The sequence below is a fragment of the Halomonas salsilacus genome, assembly GCF_051216275.1.
Lineage (GTDB): Bacteria > Pseudomonadota > Gammaproteobacteria > Pseudomonadales > Halomonadaceae > Halomonas.
Genome location: NZ_JBPKAQ010000007.1, coordinates 81,344 through 99,500 on the forward strand (window position 1 = coordinate 81,344; position 18,157 = coordinate 99,500).

Below are 18,157 nucleotides of genomic sequence, written 5' to 3' on the forward strand. Positions count from 1 at the left end.
CCGGCGGCCCCCATGGCGGGCAGGCCCAGATAGCCGAAGATCAACGCCAGGCTCGCCGCCACATTGATGGCGTGCATCATCAGGATGATGCGCAGGTAGATGCCGGTCTGCTGGATGCCGTTCCAGTAGCCGCGAAAGCAGAAGATCATCGCCACGGCGACCAGCGACAGGACGCGCCAGCGGAAGTACTCCACCGCCACCGCATTCACCGCCGGGTCCTGATTGATCAGTGCCAGCAGGCGGGGCGCCTGCCACAGGCAGAGCGCCGTGATGGGCAGCGAGGCGATGACCGCGATCACCAGCCCCGCATTCAACGGCACAGCGCGGTTATCCCAGGCCTCTGCGCCATGGCGGCGGGCAGTCTGGGCCTGGACACCGGAGGAGAGGCCGAACACCAGGGCGGTGATCAGGAACATCGCATAGCCGCCGATGCCGACGCCGGCCAGGGGTTCCTCGCCCAGGGACCCCACCATGGCGGCATCGATCAGGTTGATCAGACTCTGGGAGAGCATGCCGGCGATGATCGGCAGGGCGAGGCGCAGGATCGTCTGGCGTCGAGTGGGCTCGGGGAGCATGGGCGTCCGTCGGGTCGGGGCCCGTCCGGCGGGCCCACTGGCAGCTGGCATGCCCGGTCAGGCCGGGTCGTAGGAGAGCACCGGCGAGAGCCAGCGCTCCATCTCGGCCAGGGTCATGCCCTTGCGCACGGCCAGGGCCTCGACCTGATCGCGGGTGATCTTGCCGGTGGCGAAGTACTTCGACTGGGGTTGCGAGAAATACCACCCGGCCACGGCCGCCGCCGGCCACATGGCGAAGCTCTCGGTGAGGGTCAGGCCGCTGTTGGCCTCGGCGTCGAGCAGGCGGAACAGGGTGGCCTTCTCGGTATGGTCCGGGCAGGCCGGGTAGCCGGGGGCCGGGCGGATGCCCTGGTACCTCTCGGCGATCAGGTCGTCGTTGTCCAGGGTTTCTTCCGGCACATAGCCCCAGATCTCCTTGCGCACCCGCTCGTGCATGCGCTCGGCGAAGGCCTCTGCCAGGCGGTCGGTGAGGGCCTGCACCATGATAGCGTTATAGTCGTCACCGGCGGCCTTGTAGTGCTCGGCCAGCTCCTCCACGCCATGCCCGGCGGTGACCGCGAAGCCGCCTATCCAGTCGGGCTTGCCGCTCGGCACGCCGTGGTCGTCATAACGGGGCGCGATGAAGTCGGCAAGGCTGTAGCAGACCCCGTCGCGGTTCTTGGTGCTCTGCTGGCGGATATGGTGCAGCCGCTCGATCACTGCCTGGCGCGACTCGTCGGCGTAGACCTCGATGACGTCGTCATCGACGGTGTTGGCCGGCCAGATGCCGATCACCCCGCGTGCTCGTACCCGCTTCTCGTCGATCAGCTTGGCGAGCATCGCCTGGGCGTCTGCGAACAGGTTGCGAGCCGCCTCGCCGACCACCTGATCGTCGAGGATCTTCGGGTACTTGCCGGCCAGCTGCCAGCTCATGAAGAAGGGCGTCCAGTCGATGTGCTCGACCAGCTCGGCGAGGTCGTACTCCTTGAACACCTGAAGGCCGGTCATGGTCGGTTGTGGCGGGGTGTAGCGCGTCCAGTCGATGGTGAACTTGCGCGCCCGGGCCTCGGCATAGCTGAGATCGGCGGCCTTGGGGCGTCGCTTGGCGTTGCGCTCGCGCACCTGCTCGTACTCGCTGCGGATGTCGGCGACATAGGCCTCCTTGAGGCCGGGAGAGAGCAGCTTGCCGGCCACGCCCACGGCCCGGGAGGCATCGGGCACATAGATCACCGGATGCGCGTAGCCGGGCTCGACCTTGACCGCGGTGTGGGCCTTGGAGGTGGTGGCGCCGCCGATCAGCAGCGGCAGGGTGAAGCCCTGGCGCTGCATCTCCTTGGCGACGTGGACCATTTCGTCCAGCGACGGAGTGATCAGCCCGGAGAGGCCGATGATATCGGCGTTCTCGGCCCTGGCTGCCTGCAGAATCTTCTCCGCCGGCACCATCACGCCGAGGTCAATCACCTCGTAGTTGTTGCACTGCAGGACCACGCCGACGATGTTCTTGCCGATGTCATGGACGTCGCCCTTGACCGTGGCCATGACGATCTTGCCCTTCGCCTGGCTCTCGCCCTGGGCCAGCTCACGCTTCTCTTCCTCGATGTAGGGGATCAGGTAGGCCACTGCCTGCTTCATCACGCGAGCCGACTTGACCACCTGGGGCAGGAACATCTTGCCGGCGCCGAACAGGTCGCCGACCACGTTCATGCCATCCATCAGCGGGCCCTCGATCACCTCGATGGGACGCGCCGCGGCGGCACGCGCCTCCTCGGTGTCCTCCTCGATATAGACGGTCACGCCCTTGACCAGGGCATGCTCGATGCGCTTGTTGACCGGCCAGGAGCGCCACTCGAGGTCCTCCTTTTTGGCCGGCCCCGATCCGTCGCCCTTGTACTTGTCGGCGAGATCCACCAGCCGCTCGGTGCTGTCGGCGCGGCGATTGAGCACCACGTCCTCGACCGCCTCGCGCAGTTCCTCGGGCAGATCATCGTAGACCGCCAGCTGGCCGGCATTGACGATCCCCATGCGCAGACCCGCGCGGATGGCGTGGAAGAGGAACACCGAGTGGATCGCCTCGCGCACCGGGTTGTTGCCGCGGAAGGAAAACGACACGTTGGAGACCCCCCCGGAAACCAGGGCGTGGGGCAGGTGCTCGCGAATCCACTGGGTCGCCTCGATGAAGTCCACGGCGTAGTTGTCGTGTTCCTCGATGCCGGTAGCGATGGCGAAGATGTTGGGGTCGAAGATGATGTCTTCCGCCGGGAAGCCGATCTCGTCGACCAGGATGCGGTAGGCCCGCTGGCAGATCTCGATCTTGCGCGCGAAGGTGTCGGCCTGGCCGGTCTCGTCGAAGGCCATCACCACCACGGCGGCACCATGGCGGCGGCAGATGGTGGCCTGCTCGCGGAAGGCCTCCTCACCCTCTTTCATGGAGATCGAATTGACCACGGCCTTGCCCTGCACACACTTCAGGCCCGCCTCGATGATCTCCCACTTTGAGGAGTCGATCATGATCGGCACCCGGGCGATGTCGGGCTCGCCGGCGATCAGGTTCAGGAAGCGCACCATGGCCTCCTGGGACTCGAGCATCCCCTCGTCCATGTTGATGTCGATCACCTGGGCGCCGTTCTCCACCTGCTCGAGGGCCACCTCCAGGGCGGTGGTGAAGTCCTCCTCCACGATCAGGCGCTTGAAGCGGGCCGAGCCGGTGACATTGGTGCGCTCGCCAACGTTGACGAACAGCGAGCCGGCGTCGATGTTGAAGGGCTCCAGGCCCGACAGGCGACAGGCCTTGGGGATCTCCGGCACCCGACGCGGCGTCAGGCCCTGGATCGCCCGATGGATAGCCGCGATGTGTTCCGGGGTGCTGCCGCAGCAGCCGCCGATAATGTTGACCAGGCCGCTCTGGGCGAACTCGGCGACGATGGCCGCCATCTCCTCGGGGGTCTGGTCGTACTCGCCAAACTCATTGGGCAGACCGGCGTTGGGGTGGGCGGAAACGAAGGTGTCCGCCTTGGTGGACAGCTCCTCCACGTAGGAGCGCAGTTCCTCGGCCCCCAGCGCACAGTTGAGGCCGACGCTGAGCGGTCGGGCATGGCGCACCGAGTTCCAGAAGGCCTCGGTGGTCTGGCCGGAGAGGGTGCGGCCGGAGGCGTCGGTGATGGTGCCGGAGATCATCACCGGCAGGCGTTCGCCGCGATCCTCGAACAGCGCCTCCAGGGCGTAGATCGCCGCCTTGGCGTTGAGCGTATCGAAGATGGTCTCGATCAGGATCAGGTCGCTGCCGCCCTCGATCAGGGCCTCGGCGGCCTCATAGTAGTTCTCACGCAGCGCATCGAAGGTCACGTTGCGCTTGGACGGGTCGTTGACATCCGGTGAGAGCGACGCGGTACGCGAGGTGGGGCCGAGCACCCCGGCCACGTAGCGGGGCACGCCGGTCTCGGCGGCCACGGCGTCACACACCTGGCGTGCCAGGCGGGCGGCCTCTCGGTTGAGTTCCACCACCAGCGCTTCCATGCCGTAGTCGGCCTGGGAGAGGCGAGTGCTGTTGAAGGTATTGGTCTCGACGATGTCGGCACCGGCCTCGAGGTACTCGCGGTGGATACGCGTCACAAGCTCAGGGCAGGTGAGCGCCAGCAGGTCGTTGTTGCCCTTGAGGTCGGAGGGCCAGTCGGCGAAACGATCCCCGCGGAAATCGGCCTCGGAGAGGCCGGCATTCTGGAGCATGGTGCCCATGCCGCCATCGAGCATGAGAATCCGCTCGTTGAGGCTATCGATCAGGGAGGCGGTCTGGGCAGTGGGAAGGGCGGCCATGGGCAGGTCTAGTCTCCAGCGAAAGTCGCATCCAGGGGCAGGGCCGCTCGGACGCCTCGGGGCGTCTTCTGTCTCGCGCAGCTGTCTCGCACAGCTGTCTTTGCATTGGGGCGGCCAGGAATGGCGGCCATGTTACCAAAAGGCGCTGCCCAGGGGCAGGCCGCGGCACAAAGACCAACCAATTCACTCGGGATTGTCAGCTCCGGTCCGCTGTCTTACCATGGGGATAGCCAAACCCTGATGCGCGGCCTGGCGAAGGAACCTCCCCAGGCCGCAGCCCGACCAGCGAGAACACCATGAGCAACCCGATCCAGATCACCGATAGTGCCCAGGACTACCTCGCCGAGCTGCTCGAGAAGCAGAATGTCGAGGGTATTGCCGTGCGCATTTTCATCACCCAGCCCGGCACTCCCTACGCCGAGACCTGCCTGGCCTATTGCCGGCCCGGTGAGGAGGAGCCCACCGACGAGCGTCTCGAGCTGCCCAAGCTGTCGGTCCACCTGGACAAGAACAGCCTGCCGTTTCTCGAGGAAGCGGTGGTCGACTTCAACAAGGACCGCATGGGCGGCCAGCTGACCATCAAGGCGCCCAACGCCAAGATGCCCAAGGTCAACGCCGACAGTCCCATGGAGGATCGCATCAACTACATCCTCTACAGCGAGATCAATCCCGGTCTTGCCGCCCACGGCGGCGAGATCAAGCTGGTGCAGCTCACCGACGAGCAGGTGGCGGTGCTGGCCTTCGGCGGCGGCTGCCAGGGCTGTGCGGCGGTGGACCTGACCCTCAAGGAGGGCGTCGAGAAGACACTGATGGAGCGTATTCCGGAACTGGCCGGTATTCGCGACGTGACCGACCATACGGACACCACCAACGCCTACTACAGGTAGGCCGGGCGTCTGCTCGGCCAGCCACCCGGGCATCAAGTTGTCTCTGAAGGCTCCGCTGCGGCGGGGCCTTCATCGTTCTCGGTGTTCTCTTCTTCTCTTTCTTTTTCCTCTCTCCCATGCGTAGCCGGGGTCTGCCACAGGCAGTGGTGGAGCTGCTGCTCCAGGTCGCGCAGGCGGTGGGTCTGCTCCTCCAGCATGCGCTTCTGTTCATCGATGCGCGCCTGCAGCAGGGCCTGCTCGTGCTGGCGGGTATCGGCCAGGGTCTCGGCCTGACGACGTGCCCAGTCGGTCTCCCTCTGGCGCTTCTCCTCCTCGGCCAGCTGTCCGCGCGCTTCCATGAGCTGCTGCTCCAGGCGCTCCAGGCGCGCACCGGCTTGCTTCTCCCGCTCCGCAGCGGCCTTCTCGCCCGCCAGGCGCTCCTGGCGGGCCTCGTCCAGCAATCCCATCAGCCGGGCCTCGGCGCTCTCGTGGCGCTGCTCCTCTCTGGCCAGACGCTCTCGCTGCCGGGCCTCCAGGTTTTCCACGGCCTGCTGGTGCTCGCTCGCCTGCTGGGCTATCTCGCTGCGAATCCGCTCAAGCAATCCCTCCAACTCGGCGTGCCGAGTCTCCAGGCGGCGGGCCGCCTCGTCGAGCTGCTCCCGCTGCGACTCGGCGCGGGCCAGGGCCGTGTTGCGCTCTTCGAGGCGCTGTCCGGTGGTGGCCAGGTGGGCCGCCAGGGCGGATTCGCGCTGCTCGGCATCCTCGGCCTGACGGCGGGCCTCGGCGATACGTGCCTCGGCCTCCTCGACGCGGCGGTCGGCTTCCACGCGGTAATGGATCAGCGACTCGTTGGCGCTCTCCTGGGCCTTCTGCCACAGCCCCTCCGCCAGCTCCTGCAGGGCGCCCGGCATGCCACGGGGCGGGGGCACGTCGCGGTTCTCCTCGCGCCGGGTGCGCCATTCTCGCAGGTGGTCGCTGATGGTGGTGAAGCTGCCGGTGCCCAGCACTTCACGCACCTTCTGCACGCTGGGTGACTCGTCCCGCGCCATCAGGACATCGACCGCCCGCTGTACGTCCTCGTACTGCACACCGCTGCGTGCCATCTCTCTGCTCCTTGCTCGATACAGGCCGGCGCGGGGTTGGGCGCCCTGGCACGGCCGTGAAGGGCGCAGCATAGCTCGAGAAGGGCCGAATGGGAATATAATTACATAAAACGTAATACGTAAAAAACATAATGATATTAAGCATAAAATCAAGATTACGCGGCTTATCTTGATTTTATGGGAAATGCAGCGGGATACTGGCCGGCAGGGAAATGCAGGCAGGGGGAGGCAGGGGAGATATGGACGAGCCGATCGTTGAGACGCACCAGGCGCTGACGCGGTATTACGCAGAGTCGATGCCGGAGACGACGCGAGGGCAGGGCAGCCGTATTGCGGCGGGCAGCGACGTGGAGGCGGTGGGCCAGTGGCTCACCGAGTATCGGGCAAGCCTTCAGACCCAGCGCGCCTATCGGCGGGAGGCCGAGCGCCTGCTGCTGTGGCTCGCCGAGCAGGGCCTGGGCCTGGCCGGGGTGAGGCGCGACCACCTGGTTGCCTTCGAGGCCTTCCTGGCGGATCCCAGGCCCCGGGAGCGCTGGATCGGGCCGCCCAGGCCGCGTCACGCCGAGGAGTGGCGGCCCTTTCGCGGGCCCCTGGCACCGGCCAGTCGCCGCCAGTCTCTAGTGATTCTGCAGGGAATGTTCGCCTGGCTCGCCGAGGCGGGCTGGGTGGCCCACAACCCCTTCCGGCTGATGCGCGACAAGCGCCGGCGGCTGGATAACCGCCAGGGCGGCATCGAGCGCTATCTCGAGCGCCCGCTGTGGGCGTGGTTCTGGGCCTGGCTGAACAGGGAGCTCAACCGGCCGGCGGAGGAGGGCGCGTCGCCACGACAGCGCTTCGAGCATCGGCGCCGGCGACTGGTGTTTGGTTTTGCCTATCTGCTGGCCCCGCGCATCGGGGAGATGAGCGCGGCGTACATGGGGGACTTCCAGCGCCGCGAGGGGCGCTGGTGGTGGCGGGTCACGGGGAAGGGCAACAAGACGGCGGTGATTCCGGTACCGCCGGACATGGCGGCGCTGCTGACGGAGTGGCGCGTGGGTCTGGGGCTCGCCCCGGAGCCGCTACCGGATGACGCCACGCCCCTGCTGCGCGCCCTGGATGGCCGGCGTGGCCTGGGTGACAACCGGCTCTATCGGTTGATCCGTGACGCCTTTCGCGAGGCGGCCGACACGCTGGAGGCGGAGCAGGGGGAGGGTGGCCGGCCCTGGGCGATGCGCCTGCGCGCCGCCACGCCCCACTGGCTGCGCCACACGGCGCTGACCCATCAGGCCCAGGCCGGGGTGGAGCTGCGCTACCTGGCCGCCACGGCGCGCCACTCGCGCCTGGATACCACCGCCCGCTACCTTCACGCCGAGGACGAGGCCTGGCACCACCAGCAATCCCTGCACCGCCTTGGGGCGGACGCAGACCGCGACGAGCCGGTATAATCACGCCATCGACCAGAAGGAGACCCCATGACGACCGAAGCCACCGCCGAGCAGGCGCAGCAGGCGCTGATTGAAGAATTCGAGATGTTCGACAACTGGATGGACCGTTACCAGTACATCATCGACATGGGCAAGGCGCTGCCGGACTTCCCCGAGGCGTGGAAGCGCGAGGAGCTCAAGATCCAGGGCTGCCAGTCCAATGTCTGGATGCGCCATGAGCGCGATGGCGAGCGGATCCACTTCGACGCCGTCTCCGATGCCGCCATCGTCTCGGGGTTGATCGCGGTACTGATGCGCATCTACAGCGACCGGACCGCCGCCGAGATCCGTGGCACCGGCCCGCACTTCCTCGCCGACCTGGGGCTCGACAAGCACCTCTCGCCGACTCGCAGCAATGGCCTGAACGCCATGCTCAAGCGCATCTACGAGGTGGCCGAGCAGGAGGCCGCCTGACGGCTTGACGCACCCGGGGCTCAACGGATGCGGGAGTCGTCCTCCGACTCCCGCGGCCTGAAGTGCTCGTCCAGTTCCGGGTCATCGCGGCAGAGTTGCTCGCTGGGTCCGCCGGGCACCGGGTCGATACCGCCTTCGCCGCCGGGATGGCAGCGAGCGATGCGCCTTGCGGCCATCAGCCCGCCTCTGAGCGGGCCATGGACCTGGATCGCCTCCACCGTATAGCTCGAGCAGCTTGGCCAGTACCGGCAACGGGGTCCGAGCAGCGGGCTCAGCGTCACCTGGTAGACCCTGACCAGGCCGATCATCAGCCAGCCGAGGCCGCGGCGTAGGGCGCGCAGCAGCCGGGCCAGCCAGGCGGCGAGGCAGGACACTCAGGCCTTGCCGTAGAGGGCATCTGGATCGATCAGCGGGGCCGTGGTGATGCGTGCCTCGTCGCCCTCCAGGGCCACGTAAAAACAACTACGCCGACCGGAATGGCAGGCGGGGCCGGTCTGATCCACCTGCAGCAACAGGGTGTCGCCGTCGCAGTCCAGAGCGGCGCCCTTCAGGTGCTGTTGCTGGCCGGAGCTCTCGCCCTTGCGCCACAGCTTGCCCCGTGAGCGAGACCAGTAGCAGACGCGGCCGCTGTGCAGGGTCTCGTCCAGTGCCTCTCGATTCATCCAGGCCATCATCAGCACCTCGCCCGAGTCATGCTGCTGGGCGATGGCGGGGAGGAGGCCGTCGGCGTTGAAGCGTGCGGCATCGAGGATCTCGGCCAGGGGGTAGCGGCTGTCGCATTCGGCCCGTTCGAGGGCCTTGAAGGTAGCTTGCATGGCGGGTCCGGTCGGCTGGGGTCGGCTCAGGGGGCGGCGTGGCACGCCTCGCAGTGGCCGAGCAGTTCAATGGTCTGGCGTTCCACGCGGAAGCCCAGGTCATGGGCCCGCCGCGAGAGCTGGGCGTTGATGTCGTCCAGATGCAGCTCCTCGACTCGCCCGCACAGCCGGCAGATCAGCAGCTGGAAGCCGTGGGCATGCTCCGGGCAGGGGCAAGCCACATAGGCGTTGAGCGATTCGATGCGATGCACCAGGCCCTGGTCGATCAAGAACTCCAAGGCGCGGTAGACAGTGGGCGGCCGGGCGGCGGCATGCTCCTCGGCCAGACGGTCGAGAAGGTCGTAGGCCTTCAGGCTGCCCGGTGCCTCGGCGATCATCTCCAGCACGCGCCGCCGGATCGGGGTGAAGCGCGCGCCGCGCTGCTGGCACTGCTGCGCTGCCTGGTCGAGCAGGGCACTGGAGTCTGGCATGACGACCATCAACTGGCGAAATGAAAGGGCTATTCTACGCGCCGGACCCCGACCCGGCCAGCGGGCGTCAGAGGGCCTCGGCGGTCGCCTCGGTGCTGGCCTCGAGTTCGCTGCGGCGGGCGAAGTGATGCTGGGCGAAGGCCACCCGTTCCTCGGGGGAAACCCCCGGCGGCTGACGCTCGATCAGGTCGAGGCGACGGCGCAGCCCCTCGCCGTTGGCCATCTGGATGGCAAGGCCCGGCCGGGCGTTGAGCTCCAGCAGCATGGGGCCGTGGTCGCGGTCCAGCACCACGTCGGTGCCGAGATAGCCCAGCATCCCGGTCATCTCGTAGCACCCGGCCGCCAGCAGCAGCAGGGTGCGCCAGTCGGGAATGTGCAGGCTGGCCAGCTCGTGGCCCGTGTCCGGGTGATCGAGGCGTGTGCGGTCGAACTGCACGCCGCGAATGGCGTTGCCGGTGGCGATATCCAGGCCCACCCCCACGGCGCCCTGGTGCAGGTTGGCCTTGCCGTCCGAGGCCGCGGTGGAGAGACGCATCATCGCCATCACCGGGTAGCCGAGGAAGACGATGACGCGGATGTCGGGAACGCCCTCGTAGGTGTACTCCGCCAGCCGCTCGTCGAAGTTGATCAGCGCCTCGACCACCGCCACGTCCGGGGAACCCCCCAGGGAGTAGAGGCCCGAGAGGATATTGGAGGCGTGACGCTCGACGTCCTTGAGGGTGAACCGGACGCCACTGGGCTTGACGAAGGCGCCGTCGTCGACGTGGTCAATCACCAGGATTCCCTTGCCGCCACTGCCCTTGGCCGGCTTGATCACGAACCCATCGTGGCCGTGAAGCATCTCGCGCAGGTGCTTGACCCCGAACTGGGTGGCGACGGTGCCGATCAGGGCCGGTGTGGTGATGCCGTGCTCCTGGGCCAGCAACTTGGTCTTGAGCTTGTCGTCCACCAGTGGATAGAGGCGCCGATCGTTGTAGCGGCCGATATAGCGGATATTGCGCCGATTCATGCCGATGATGCCCTTTACGCGCAACTTTGTGGGGGAGGTCCAGTTGCGCATCGTCCAATTCCACATGGCGCTCAATCCTCGGTAATCGGCTTGAAGCGTCGCAGCTCGAGCAGTCGGTAGCCGGTGTAGTTGCCGAGCAGAAGGATCAGCGCCATCAGGATCATCTGCACCCCCAGGAAGTTGAAGGTGATATGACGCACCCAGGGGTTGGTCATGGCCAGGAAGGCGAGCACCGCGGTGAGCAGGCTGCCGCCGCCCTGGATGAGCACCTCCCGGGGCCCTTCCTCCTCCCACAGGATTGACATCCGCTCGATGGTCCAGGAGAGGATGATCATCGGGAAGAAGGTGATGGTCAGCCCGGCATTGAGCCCGAAGCGGTAGGCGAGCACCGAGAACAGCGAAATGATGGCGATCACCGTGATGATCACCGCCGTGACCCTCGCCACCAGCAGCAGGTTGAGGTAGGAGAGGTAGTTGCGGATCACCAGGCCCACCGCCACGATCAGCAGGAAGCCGACCAGCCCGGTGATCAGGGTGGTCTGGATAAAGGCCAGGGCGATCAGCACCGGCATGAAGGTGCCGGAGGTCTTGATCCCCACCAGGATGCGCAGGATGACCACCACCAGGGCGCCGATGGGAATCAGCAGGATGGTCTGGAACAGCGCCTGCTCCTCGAGGGGCAGGCTATGGATGGAGAAGTTGAGCAGGGTGTCCTCGGCCAGCTGGCTGCGCACCGCGGCGGCTGCCGGCTGGTTGCGGTTGAGCATCGAGAAGGTGACCCGCGAGTTGGTCCCCCCCTGGACCTCGAGGACCGCCTGGCCAGAGGCTTCCCAGAGCAGCAGATTGTCGGGGCGCCCCTGTTCGCCGGTGGCCGGGTCGAACAGGGCCCAGCGCTCGCCGTCGAACACCTGCACCCACTGACTGAGGGTCTGGCGGCGGCGAGCGTCCTCCAGTAGCAGGCCACTGACCTCCCTGGCCGGCACGCCGGCCTGGTTGAGCAGCCGCACCAGCAGCGGACCACGCTCGAACTGGGTCAGCAGCAGGCGGGAATTCTCTCCCTGGCGCTCGTCGCCGAAGTCGCGGATCAGCTCACGCGCGAAGGTGAAAGCATCGGCACTGCGATTCCAGGCGCGTTCGATCACCTGGGCAGCCGCGGTATCGTAGGGGCGCTCCCAGAGGATGTCTCCGCGAAGCTCCGGGGGCCCTGTGGGCACAGGGCGGGCGTCCGGGGTCGCCAGCATCTGGGTAGTGTAGTAGAGCTGCTGACTGCCGGAAGCCTCACGGATCGACCACTGGGCGCGGCGGCCGCCGTTCTCTTGCAGGAAGGCGAGGCCATAGCCCGGCGAGGCAGTGTGCTCGGTGAGCAGTCGAAAGGACTGCTGGCTGGAGGGCAGCGCCATGTTGACCAGCACCGGGCCGTCCTGGGCGGTGAAGTTGACCAGCGCCTCGACCTCCCAGACCTCGCGCTGTTCGCCGGGGGTCCAGGGTACCTCTAGGCTGATGTGGCGATGGATGCTGAGGCCGATGCCGGCCACCAGCAGCAGGCCGACGAGCAGATAGAAGGGCAGTCGTGACATGAAGCTTCCTTGGCGAGGTCAGGAGGAGGCGTGGCCGGGCAGTTCAGCGCTCTTCGTCGTCCCGGTCATTCTCATCGGCTTCGGCCTCGTCGGCCGGGCGGCCGCCGGGGAACTCGGGCCGCTCGTGGAGGTAGGTTTCGGCAACGTCGATCACCGCGATATCCATCAGGAAGCGCCGGCCGAGCAGCACCGGATAGTTGAGGTGAGAGCGGTCGTTGAGGGTGAATTCGACGAGTTCGCGGATCGGGCCCAGGGTCATCATCAGGCTAACCACCGGGCGGGAGTCTTCGCCAACAGCCTGGACGATGCGTACCCGGCGTTCCACCGGGGCCTCGATCCACTCATCGCTTGTGCCATCCACCACCACGTCGTCATCGGTGAGGCCCAGCTTGAAACGTACCCAGTTGGCGCCGTCGCGCTCGAAGCGGGTGATCTCGCTGGCCGACAGCGATGAGGTGTTGGCGCCGGAGTCGACCCGCGCCTTGAGGTAGGTACCCACGTCCGGCAGGCCGATCCATTCGCTGCGGCCCACCACGGTCTTGGTGCCCAGGGCGGGCTCATCGGTGGCGCACTCCTGGACGATCGTCGTCGGTTCGCTTTCGACGCGTTCCAGTCGCTCGATGTCGGCGCGCAGGTGGCGCGCCAGGGTGCCGACCTCGCGCACGTCGGCCACCAGAGTCTCCTGACGACGCCCATGTTCGGCAAAGCTCGACTGCTGCAGGTCACAGCGGGCCCCCAGGTCGGTTTCCAGGCGGTCGATGCGCAGTGCAAATGCATCGGGGCTCAGCACGGGCTCAGGCTCGACTTGCTCGATGGGCATGGCGCAGCCGGCGATCAGCAGCAGACCGAGAGAGAGTGCACCGGTGGAGAGCAGGCGTCGCGACATGAGGCAGGGAGGATCCTTGGTTTGGTTGCGTGATGATAAGGAGTCGCTGGCAGGCTTGTCCAACCGGGGATGGGCAGAAGGGTGTGAAGAATGAGGCAATACAGGTGAAGAAGTGTCACCAGAGGGCCGCGAGGTCATGCGTTCATACTAGATTTAACATAATATACATTATGCGAATCAAGGAGCGAAGAAGTATCCAGCTGTTTGACCTGCCAGTTTTCGCTGGTCCTGGGCCTCGTCCGCGGCTAGGATGAAAATAACCTGTACATCTATTTGACGAGAAATGATCAATGTATCGGAAACTTCGATCTTATCCGCTGTGGATCTCGCTGTTGGTCCTGCCCCTGCTGCTCGCCGGCTGCAGCAGCGTCGACGTCGACCATTATGCCGATTCCGCGCCGGTGCTCGATATCGGCGAGTACTTCGACGGCCGCACCCGGGCCTGGGGCATCGTCCAGGATTATCGTGGCGAGGTGCAACGGCGCTTCGTGGTGGACATCGATGGCGAGCATGACGGCACCACCCTGGTCCTCGACGAGCACTTCGTCTATGACGACGGCGAGACCGATCGCCGGGTCTGGACCTTCGAGCGTCAGGGCGATGGCCGCTGGATAGGCAGTGCCAATGATGTCGAGGGTCCCGTGGAGGCCCGCCAGGCCGGCCACGCCTTCAACATGACCTATCGGCTGCCCGTGGAGGTCTCGGGGCGCGAGATCACTTTCACCATGGACGACTGGATGTTTCTGCAACCGGACGACCGCCTGATCAACCGCACGGACATGAAGAAGTTCGGGATCACCCTGGCGCGGATCACCCTTGTCTTCGAGCGCGTGGGCAGCGATCTAGACAACACCGACTCATAAGATACCAACGCAGACGCCCCCGGCACCGAAGGCGCCGGGGGCGTCATCCTGCTCTGGTGTGACTCGGCCTTGAGGCGCAGCCCCTGGGCTCAGCCCTCGTCGGAAGGCGCGTAGGAGCCGTCCTCGCGGTGAACTTCCTTGCCGGTCAGGCCCGGCGTGAACACGCAGGCGAGGTGCATGGTCTTGGACGCACGCAGCAGGTGCTCGTCATGCTGGTCGAGGATATAGATGTCGCCCGGCTTGATCGGCCAGATCTTGCCGTCGGCCAGTGTCTCCACTTCGCCTTCCCCCTCGATGCAGTAGACCGCCTCGAAGTGGTGCTTGTAGTGGATATGGGTCTCGGTCCCCTCGTAGATCCGAGTGATATGGAAGGAGCAGTTGCCGCCGTCGTCGGCCAGGCTCAGCCGGGTGCTGTCCCAGTTGCCGTTCTCGGCCTTGACCAGGCGGTCAGTCTTGCGGCATTCCTCGAGATTGCGAACGATCATGGATGGTCTCCAGTGGTGTCGATGTCAGACCGATAGGCCTCGCCGACCGGTCGTTGAACAGACCGCCCTAGGGCGGTCGTCTCAGACTATCAGGTCAGCGCCTGCCTGGCGCTCTCTTCCAGGATGTCCAGACCCTGCTGCAGATCCTCATCGGTGATGGTCAGCGGGCAGAGGCACTTGACCACCTCGCCGTCCTGGCCGCTGGTCTCGATGACCAGGCCGTTCGCAAAGGCCTGGTGGGTGATCTTGTCGGCGATCTCGCCGGTGCCCACGTCGATGCCGCGCATCAGGCCGCGCCCGCGCACGCTGGCCGCGATGCCCTTGGTGCCCAGCCAGGCGGCGATCTTGCCGAAGCGCTCGGCGACGACTTCACCCTTGCGCTGCACCTCGTTGGCGAAGCTGTCGTCGCGCCAGTAGTGGTTCAGGGCGGCGGCGGCGGTGGTGAAGGCCAGCGCGAAGCCGCGGAAGGTGCCGTTGTACTGGCCCGGTTTCCAGACGTCGAGTTCCGGACGTATCAGCACCTGGGCGAACGGCAGGCCGAGGCCGGAGAGCGACTTGGAGTTGGTGACAATGTCGGGCACCACGCCGGCCTCCTCGAAACTGAAGAACCTGCCGGTGCGGCCACAGCCCGCCTGGATGTCGTCGACGATCAGCAGGATGTCATGGGCCCGGCAGATCTGCTCCAGGCGCTTGAGCCACTCCGGGCTGCAGGCATTGATGCCGCCCTCCCCCTGCACGGTCTCGACGATCACACCGGCCGGTACATCGAGGCCACCGGACTTGTCGGTGAGCAGTTTTTCGAAGTAGTCCAGGGTGTCGGTGCCTTCGCCCAGGTAGCCATCATAGGGCAGGAAGGTGCCGCCCACAGTGGGCACGCCGCCGGTGGCCTCACGGAACTTGCGGTTGCCGGTGGTGGCCAGAGCCCCCATGGTCACGCCATGGAAACCGTTGGTAAAGGTGACGATGTTGTGTCGGCCCTTGGCGTTGCGCGCCAGGCGAATGGCGGCCTCCACGGCGTTGGTGCCAGTGGGCCCGGGGAACTGGACTTTGTAGTCGAGCCCGCGCGGCTTGAGGATTACCTCCTCGAGGGTCTCGAGGTAGTGGCGCTTGGCCTCGGTCCAGAAGTCCAGTCCGTGGATGATGTTGTCCTCGGCCAGGTAGTCGAGCAGGGCCTGCTTGATCTGGGGATTGTTGTGGCCGTAGTTGAGAGTACCGGCACCGGCCAGGAAGTCGATGTACTCGCGGCCGTTCTCATCGGTGATTCGGGCGTTCTTGGCCTTGGTAAAGACCACCGGGAAGGAGCGTGAGTAGGTCCGTACGTCGGATTCCATGCGTTCGAGGATCTGGGTCTGCATTGGCGACCTCCTGTCGGTAGGTGAGTCGAAAGGGAATAAAGGCGTAAGCTTGCCGTGACCGGTCACGGGACCGGCCATGGCGTTACATTCGAGGATCAGATGCGATCGGTCTGGAAGGGACCGATGCGCACCAGGTTCTCCGGGTCGTGTTCCCCGCCGAGCTGGTCGGTGGAGAAGTACTCGCGGCTGTTGAGCGGCGCCTGCCAGCGATCGGCGAGGCGGCGAAACAGCCCCCAGGAGGCCTGGTTATCCGGGGTGATGGTGGTCTCGAGGTGATGCACCTCGACCAGCTCGGGGCGGGACATGACGGCCTCGACCAGGCGTCGGGCCAGGCCGGTACCGCGGGCCTTCTCGCCCACCGCAACTTGCCACAGGAAGTAGGTATCCGGGGCGTTGCTCTTCACATATCCGGAAACGAAGCCGACGATCTCGCCCTCCTCGTTGGTGGCCACGGCGCAGCTGTCGCGAAATTGGGTGGCCAGCAGCAGATAGGCGTAGGCGGAATTCACGTCCAGCGGAGGGCAGGACTTGACCAACTCGTAGATGCCCCAGCCGTCATCCGGGTTGGGCTTGCGGATGAACAGCGACGCGCGCTCGGCGCCGACCACGGCGTCCGCCACGCTGGGGCGGGCCAGGTCGGCGGAGGGTGTGAAGGGTTCGGACGTTGTCATCATGGCAGGTTCGCTGTGCGAATTTGACATAGATTATACCAGCGCGGGCCGACATTTCAAACTGTTAATTATTTTGGAAGCCTTATTCCATAACAAATAATTATGGAGCTTGCCGCCCCTGCCAGCGGTATCGCCTGCCGGAGCCGGGTCGCGTGATGGGATCGGCCCTCCGTCCGATCAGTCTAGCCCAGCCTTGCGACGGTGGCGGGACCTAACGTCGTCGGGCCACACGGAGACTGGCCCGACGGCCGCTGCCGTGATGCGGGCGGCATCGGCGCGGCCCGGTATCAGCGACGCGTCGGCGTGCGCAGGGTGACGAATTCCTCGGCGCCGGTGGGGTGGATGCCCACGGTGGCATCGAAGTCGGCCTTGGTCAGGCCCGCCCGCACGGCGATGGCGATGCCCTGGATCACCTCCCCGGCCTCCTCGCCCACCATGTGGGCGCCGACCACCACGTCGCTGGCATCGTCCACCACCAGCTTCATCAGGCAGCGCTCCTGGCTTCCCGACAGGGTGTGCTTCATGGGACGAAAATCGGTGGCATAGACGCGGATCTCGCCGCACTGCTGGCGGGCCTGCTCCTCGGAGAGCCCCACGGTACCGATATTGGGGTGGCAGAACACGGCGGTGGCGATATTGCGGTAGTCCAGCGGCGCGGCCGGTGGTGTGTCGCCGAAGTGGTGGGCCACCAGGTGCATCGCCTCGGCCAGGGCCACCGGGGTCAGCTCGGGGCCGCCGGTCACATCGCCCAGCGCCAGGATCGAGGGCAGCGAGGTCTCGAAGCGGTCATTGACCTTCAGGTGGCCGCTGTCGGCGAGATCGACCCCCAGGGCCTCGAGGCCGAGCCCCTCGAGATGGGGCCGGCGCCCGGTGGCGGCCAGCACGGCATCCACCTCGAGCACCTCGCCGCTGGTCAGGGTCACCGCCAGGCCACCCTCGCCCTGCTCGATGCGCTCGATGTTGGTCTCGAAGTGCAGGTTGACGCCCTTGGCGGCCATCTGGTCCCGGGTGAACTCGCGCACCTGCTGGTCGAAGCCGCGCAGGAACAGGTCGCCGCGATGGATCAGGTGAGTCTCGCTGCCCAGGCCGTTGAAGATACTGGCAAACTCCACGGCGATATAGCCACCGCCCAGCACCAGAAAGCGCTTCGGGAAAGTATCCAGATCGAACACCTCGTTGGAGGTCATGGCCAGGTCGCTGCCCGGGAATTCCGGCACCCAGGGCCAGCCGCCCACCGCGACCAGGATGCGCTCGGCGCTGTGGGTCTCGCCGGCCACCTCGACGGTGTGCGGGTCAAGGAGGCGCGCTCGGCCCTGGATCAGGCGCACCCCGGCACCCTCCAGCAGGCGGGCATAGATGCCGTTGAGGCGCTTGATCTCGCCGATCTTGTTGTCGCGCAGGGTCGCCCAGTCGAACTGCGGTGCCTCGGACAGCTGCCAGCCGAAGCCGCCGGCGTCCTCGAAGGCGTCGTGGAAATGGGCGGCATAGGAGTAGAGCTTTTTGGGCACGCAGCCCACGTTCACGCAGGTGCCGCCCAGATAGCGATCCTCGGCCACGGCCACCCGGGCTCCGGTGGCGGCCGCCATGCGGGCCGCTCGAACGCCGCCAGAGCCGGCGCCGATTACGAAGAGGTCCCAGTGGTACTGGGCTTGGGAATTATCAGACACGGGAATCTCCTGTTGCTGGGGGCCAGCGGCCCGACACATCGTGGCGGCATGATAGCAGTCGGGCCGAGGCCTCGGCAGGCGTCGATTTGACCCAGCCCGGGTCGCCCGGGTAAAAATCTCCGACAATGGTCGAACGGCCGCCGTCCCTC

The 18,157-nt window shown here is 66.2% G+C and carries 17 protein-coding genes; 4 read left to right on the top strand and 13 right to left on the bottom strand.

The window, feature by feature from the left end; all coding sequences use genetic code 11:
• Window positions 1-575, bottom strand: a 575-nt coding sequence (locus ACR80S_RS11525) for an MATE family efflux transporter (protein ID WP_435403242.1), incomplete at its 3' end; no start/stop codon positions are given.
• A 57-nt stretch (window positions 576-632) separates the two neighbouring features.
• The gene (gene metH, locus ACR80S_RS11530; RefSeq protein WP_435403243.1) at window positions 633-4,364 is read right to left on the bottom strand and encodes a methionine synthase; all 3,732 of its coding nucleotides are present in this window, start codon (window positions 4,362-4,364) and stop codon (window positions 633-635) included.
• 296 nt (window positions 4,365-4,660) lie between these two features.
• On the opposite strand from metH, the gene nfuA reads away from it, so the two are divergent.
• On the top strand, window positions 4,661-5,251 hold the full coding sequence (gene nfuA / locus ACR80S_RS11535) for a Fe-S biogenesis protein NfuA (RefSeq protein ID WP_290909524.1): 591 nt from the start codon (window positions 4,661-4,663) through the stop codon (window positions 5,249-5,251).
• A 32-nt stretch (window positions 5,252-5,283) separates the two neighbouring features.
• On the opposite strand, the gene ACR80S_RS11540 is transcribed toward nfuA, so the two are convergent.
• Window positions 5,284-6,333 (bottom strand): DNA-binding protein, encoded by a 1,050-nt coding sequence (locus ACR80S_RS11540; protein WP_435403244.1) that lies wholly within the window; start codon window positions 6,331-6,333, stop codon window positions 5,284-5,286.
• Window positions 6,334-6,629: 296 nt separating this feature from the next.
• Between ACR80S_RS11540 and ACR80S_RS11545 the strand changes: the two genes are divergently transcribed.
• Together ACR80S_RS11545 and ACR80S_RS11550 are read left to right on the top strand one after the other, a co-directional pair.
• Window positions 6,630-7,757 carry a tyrosine-type recombinase/integrase gene (locus ACR80S_RS11545; protein ID WP_435400083.1) on the top strand — a complete coding sequence of 376 codons (1,128 nt, stop codon included), beginning with the start codon at window positions 6,630-6,632 and terminating at the stop codon, window positions 7,755-7,757.
• Between the two features lie 27 nt (window positions 7,758-7,784).
• Window positions 7,785-8,210: a SufE family protein gene (locus tag ACR80S_RS11550; RefSeq protein WP_435403245.1), complete on the top strand. Its 426-nt coding sequence runs from the start codon at window positions 7,785-7,787 to the stop codon at window positions 8,208-8,210.
• Between the two features lie 20 nt (window positions 8,211-8,230).
• Here the strand turns inward: ACR80S_RS11550 and yidD are convergent, their stop codons facing one another.
• The 6 genes from yidD to ACR80S_RS11580 all read right to left on the bottom strand — a co-directional run bounded on the left by yidD (window position 8,231) and on the right by ACR80S_RS11580 (window position 12,967).
• A complete protein-coding gene (yidD, locus tag ACR80S_RS11555; RefSeq protein WP_435403294.1) occupies window positions 8,231-8,518 on the bottom strand; it encodes a membrane protein insertion efficiency factor YidD in 288 nt (95 codons plus the stop codon).
• Window positions 8,519-8,584: 66 nt separating this feature from the next.
• Window positions 8,585-9,025, bottom strand: a complete 441-nt coding sequence (gene hisI / locus ACR80S_RS11560) for a phosphoribosyl-AMP cyclohydrolase (RefSeq protein WP_435403246.1) — start codon at window positions 9,023-9,025, stop codon at window positions 8,585-8,587.
• A 26-nt stretch (window positions 9,026-9,051) separates the two neighbouring features.
• Complete coding sequence (locus ACR80S_RS11565; RefSeq protein ID WP_435399710.1) at window positions 9,052-9,495, bottom strand: transcriptional repressor; 444 nt, start codon at window positions 9,493-9,495, stop codon at window positions 9,052-9,054.
• A gap of 67 nt (window positions 9,496-9,562) precedes the next feature.
• Window positions 9,563-10,555, bottom strand: coding sequence for an alpha-L-glutamate ligase-like protein (locus ACR80S_RS11570; protein WP_435399709.1), 993 nt, complete (start codon window positions 10,553-10,555; stop codon window positions 9,563-9,565).
• Between the two features lie 20 nt (window positions 10,556-10,575).
• Window positions 10,576-12,081, bottom strand: coding sequence for a UUP1 family membrane protein (locus ACR80S_RS11575; RefSeq protein ID WP_435403247.1), 1,506 nt, complete (start codon window positions 12,079-12,081; stop codon window positions 10,576-10,578).
• A gap of 43 nt (window positions 12,082-12,124) precedes the next feature.
• Entirely contained in the window at window positions 12,125-12,967 is an 843-nt protein-coding gene (locus ACR80S_RS11580) for an ATP-dependent zinc protease family protein (protein ID WP_435399707.1), read from the bottom strand.
• Between the two features lie 290 nt (window positions 12,968-13,257).
• Here ACR80S_RS11580 and ACR80S_RS11585 point away from each other — a divergent pair, with 290 nt between their 5' ends.
• On the top strand, window positions 13,258-13,830 hold the full coding sequence (locus ACR80S_RS11585; protein ID WP_435403248.1) for a DUF3833 domain-containing protein: 573 nt from the start codon (window positions 13,258-13,260) through the stop codon (window positions 13,828-13,830).
• 89 nt (window positions 13,831-13,919) lie between these two features.
• Here ACR80S_RS11585 and ACR80S_RS11590 read toward each other — a convergent pair whose 3' ends face one another.
• The 4 genes from ACR80S_RS11590 to gorA all read right to left on the bottom strand — a co-directional run bounded on the left by ACR80S_RS11590 (window position 13,920) and on the right by gorA (window position 18,008).
• The gene (locus tag ACR80S_RS11590) at window positions 13,920-14,315 is read right to left on the bottom strand and encodes an ectoine synthase (protein ID WP_435399705.1); all 396 of its coding nucleotides are present in this window, start codon (window positions 14,313-14,315) and stop codon (window positions 13,920-13,922) included.
• An 89-nt stretch (window positions 14,316-14,404) separates the two neighbouring features.
• Window positions 14,405-15,670 (bottom strand): diaminobutyrate--2-oxoglutarate transaminase, encoded by a 1,266-nt coding sequence (ectB, locus tag ACR80S_RS11595; protein ID WP_435403249.1) that lies wholly within the window; start codon window positions 15,668-15,670, stop codon window positions 14,405-14,407.
• 95 nt (window positions 15,671-15,765) lie between these two features.
• On the bottom strand, window positions 15,766-16,344 hold the full coding sequence (gene ectA, locus ACR80S_RS11600) for a diaminobutyrate acetyltransferase (RefSeq protein WP_435399703.1): 579 nt from the start codon (window positions 16,342-16,344) through the stop codon (window positions 15,766-15,768).
• Between the two features lie 284 nt (window positions 16,345-16,628).
• The gene (gorA, locus tag ACR80S_RS11605; RefSeq protein WP_435399702.1) at window positions 16,629-18,008 is read right to left on the bottom strand and encodes a glutathione-disulfide reductase; all 1,380 of its coding nucleotides are present in this window, start codon (window positions 18,006-18,008) and stop codon (window positions 16,629-16,631) included.
• Between the last annotated feature and the right edge of the window lie 149 nt (window positions 18,009-18,157).

What these genes read in the sequence shown, in the direction of transcription:
- metH (WP_435403243.1), bottom strand. Translation starts at nt 4,364, where the DNA reads ATGGCCGCCCTTCCCACTGCCCAGACCGCCTCCCTGATCGATAGCCTC.
- ACR80S_RS11580 (WP_435399707.1), bottom strand. Translation starts at nt 12,967, where the DNA reads ATGTCGCGACGCCTGCTCTCCACCGGTGCACTCTCTCTCGGTCTGCTG.
- ectA (WP_435399703.1), bottom strand. Translation starts at nt 16,344, where the DNA reads ATGATGACAACGTCCGAACCCTTCACACCCTCCGCCGACCTGGCCCGC.
- nfuA (WP_290909524.1), top strand. Translation starts at nt 4,661, where the DNA reads ATGAGCAACCCGATCCAGATCACCGATAGTGCCCAGGACTACCTCGCC.
- hisI (WP_435403246.1), bottom strand. Translation starts at nt 9,025, where the DNA reads ATGCAAGCTACCTTCAAGGCCCTCGAACGGGCCGAATGCGACAGCCGC.
- ACR80S_RS11545 (WP_435400083.1), top strand. Translation starts at nt 6,630, where the DNA reads ATGCCGGAGACGACGCGAGGGCAGGGCAGCCGTATTGCGGCGGGCAGC.
- ACR80S_RS11550 (WP_435403245.1), top strand. Translation starts at nt 7,785, where the DNA reads ATGACGACCGAAGCCACCGCCGAGCAGGCGCAGCAGGCGCTGATTGAA.
- ACR80S_RS11575 (WP_435403247.1), bottom strand. Translation starts at nt 12,081, where the DNA reads ATGTCACGACTGCCCTTCTATCTGCTCGTCGGCCTGCTGCTGGTGGCC.
- ACR80S_RS11565 (WP_435399710.1), bottom strand. Translation starts at nt 9,495, where the DNA reads ATGCCAGACTCCAGTGCCCTGCTCGACCAGGCAGCGCAGCAGTGCCAG.
- yidD (WP_435403294.1), bottom strand. Translation starts at nt 8,518, where the DNA reads ATGATCGGCCTGGTCAGGGTCTACCAGGTGACGCTGAGCCCGCTGCTC.
- ACR80S_RS11590 (WP_435399705.1), bottom strand. Translation starts at nt 14,315, where the DNA reads ATGATCGTTCGCAATCTCGAGGAATGCCGCAAGACTGACCGCCTGGTC.
- ACR80S_RS11570 (WP_435399709.1), bottom strand. Translation starts at nt 10,555, where the DNA reads ATGCGCAACTGGACCTCCCCCACAAAGTTGCGCGTAAAGGGCATCATC.
- ACR80S_RS11585 (WP_435403248.1), top strand. Translation starts at nt 13,258, where the DNA reads ATGTATCGGAAACTTCGATCTTATCCGCTGTGGATCTCGCTGTTGGTC.
- ectB (WP_435403249.1), bottom strand. Translation starts at nt 15,670, where the DNA reads ATGCAGACCCAGATCCTCGAACGCATGGAATCCGACGTACGGACCTAC.
- ACR80S_RS11540 (WP_435403244.1), bottom strand. Translation starts at nt 6,333, where the DNA reads ATGGCACGCAGCGGTGTGCAGTACGAGGACGTACAGCGGGCGGTCGAT.